The organism is Oleiphilus sp. HI0132, from assembly GCF_001635845.1.
Map to the genome: position 1 here is coordinate 1 of NZ_LWGJ01000275.1, position 1,057 is coordinate 1,057.

Here is a 1,057-nt window from a genome sequence, read left to right on the forward strand (position 1 = left end):
CGCGCGTTTCCCATAGTGGGGCGGATAACTCGCGAAACAAGAGTGCATCTGAATACATAAAGAAGTCGTAGCAGAACAGGGTGCCAATCGCGATGGTTAGGTATTTGATTCCGGAACGGCTATACATATTCGCGCTACGCCATACTTGTTCTAAAAGTAAAAGTGCGACGATAGAAAGTGATACCTGAAACAACAGAATCGAATAGCTGGACACCCATTGTGAGCCTGAGATACCTTGGGCCAAGGTAATAAAGACCATAGCAGCGAGCAGAGCGAGAATGGCCGAACTGAGATAAAAGCGGTCTCTGCCTTGTTGTTGGTTAGGAATGAAGCTAATCCCCAAGAGCGCGTAGAGAACGTCAAACCAGGCTGCATTGCGAATGAGTTCAAAGGTGTATCGTAGATAGAATGGCACATCAAAGCCTAAGCCTTGTGCGACCAATGCGCCCATCCATAAACTGCTTGCTAGCGCAGCAAGTAGTAAGGAACGATCAACGGATCTGCGTAAATACTTGCTAGCGATAAATACTGCGAGTAGCAGGAAGGCCAGGAGTCCAATACTATTTGAAATAGTTAAGAATGAAATATTCATTGAGCCGGTAGTGTGCCTGAACGTACTTATATTGGAGTGTTTTGAAAATCTGAACCTGATAGTACTTGATAGAATTGATAAATGAACAAAGATTCAGTCTGTTAGTTTTAGTGTAGCAGAGTCATGAGCAGAGTTATTGATTAAATCGCTTGGATTTGAGATTACCTAAGAGAAGTATGTTCTTAATTCAGGTCAAGCAAAAAAACCGGATTCGCTGGGATACGAATCCGGTAAATAGTGCGAGTAGTATCCATGAAAGTCTTTCATTGCTGATAATTGCACTTCGCTTATCAGACACTCAAAGTATTAGTCAGATCGCTCAAAAAACAAGCATTTTTTAATGATATTTTCTTCTAAGTTGGCGTGCTAACCTTTGATATGGTTTTTAGCCGACGAGAGATTAGCCTGTGCTGGAACTCCAGCACTTAGCGGTGTGGTTTGTGTTCTGAGTGAATATTGTCCGTA

At 42.6% G+C, this 1,057-nt stretch carries 1 pseudogene; it reads right to left on the minus strand.

The features are described from left to right. Positions 1-592: pseudogene (locus A3766_RS03355) on the minus strand (PEP-CTERM system histidine kinase PrsK); the annotation flags it as partial. Positions 593-1,057 lie beyond the last annotated feature (465 nt).